Origin of the sequence: Corallococcus praedator (assembly GCF_003612125.1) — a bacterium.
In the GTDB taxonomy this organism is placed as follows: domain Bacteria; phylum Myxococcota; class Myxococcia; order Myxococcales; family Myxococcaceae; genus Corallococcus; species Corallococcus praedator.
The window spans coordinates 1-457 of sequence record NZ_RAWI01000977.1 but is presented as its reverse complement, the minus strand read 5'-3'; the positions used below and the strand labels follow the sequence as shown (position 1 = coordinate 457).

The 457-nt window shown below is 36.5% G+C and carries 1 protein-coding gene; it reads right to left on the bottom strand.

Annotated elements, in window-relative coordinates; genetic code table 11:
- Positions 1-457 (bottom strand): hypothetical protein (locus D7Y13_RS46370; protein WP_208734619.1); only part of this gene is annotated, 457 nt, incomplete at both ends.

The following is a 457-nucleotide window of genomic DNA, read 5'->3' as shown; positions in this document are numbered from 1 at the left end:
GATTGTTAGCATCTCAGGCTCAATTTCATTTATCCTTTTGATGATGTATTCCAATTCTTCTTCCCAATTTGGAATAGGCGCTAAAGCATCTAAACGAAAACGAATTCTAAAACCTTGCCTTTTCATATCAGCCGCTTTTTGGAGACGAGCATCTAGAGAAGCTACTTTTTTCTCGTAATTTTTGCTTATAGTTGGAAGGGATAGTGACCATGAAAAAATGACATTTTTGGCAGGTCCAAGAGCTTCAGCAAATTTTGTTGAAGTAAATTTAGAAAGAACAATTAAGGCGTGCTTATTTGGATTGTTATTTTCAAATAAAGGTATCAGCATTTCCAAAGGACTAACGCCAAGTAATTTTTTGTATGGCGCTTCGAATGCCAAACCATCTTGGTTTTCTCCTAATATCAAACCCAAATTACCTTCTCGCTTCAGCCACTTTTGAACTTCCGGAATCATG